Origin of the sequence: Fulvivirga kasyanovii (assembly GCF_009711405.1) — a bacterium.
GTDB lineage: Bacteria > Bacteroidota > Bacteroidia > Cytophagales > Cyclobacteriaceae > Fulvivirga > Fulvivirga kasyanovii.
The window spans coordinates 43577-44067 of record NZ_SMLW01000667.1; the positions used below are offsets into that span (position 1 = coordinate 43577).

The window sequence follows — 491 nt, forward strand, 5'->3', positions numbered from 1 at the left end:
AATTATCCGCAAAGATGCCCGTCCTTTTTCCCTTGCATTTCAATTCCTCTCAGGTGCGATTAAAAGCACCGTAAGTTTTAAAGATATTTAAAAGCCTCATTTTATTTCAATTCCTTTCAGGTACGATCAAAAGTCTTTATCTTCAGTTGTGGAGGAGGTTTAAGTATGCTATTTCAATTCCTCTCAGGTGCGATTAAAAGACTACGTTATTCAAATAAGAAATGGCATAAACCAATTTCAATTCCTCTCAGGTGAAGTCACTAAGTTCTCCCTCGAGGGAGATGCCGCAGGCAGAGGGTGTATTCCTCAAAATCCATTTACTCGTACCCACTTCCATGCCGCACAAACCCCTCGTGAACCAAACCGCATTAACCTACCCCACTGGCAAAAGCTTGGTTTCAATTCCTCTCAGGTGCGATTGAAAGTTATGAGCGTTACAATATTCCTTTATCTTTTTCATCAATTTCAATTCCTCTCAGGTACGATTAAAA

1 protein-coding gene is annotated in these 491 nt (G+C 39.9%); it reads left to right on the forward strand.

Translation table 11 applies throughout. The features are described from left to right. Positions 1–187: 187 nt before the first annotated feature. Positions 188–491, forward strand: a 304-nt coding sequence (locus tag E1163_RS31070) for a hypothetical protein (RefSeq protein WP_221418088.1), incomplete at its 3' end; no start/stop codon positions are given.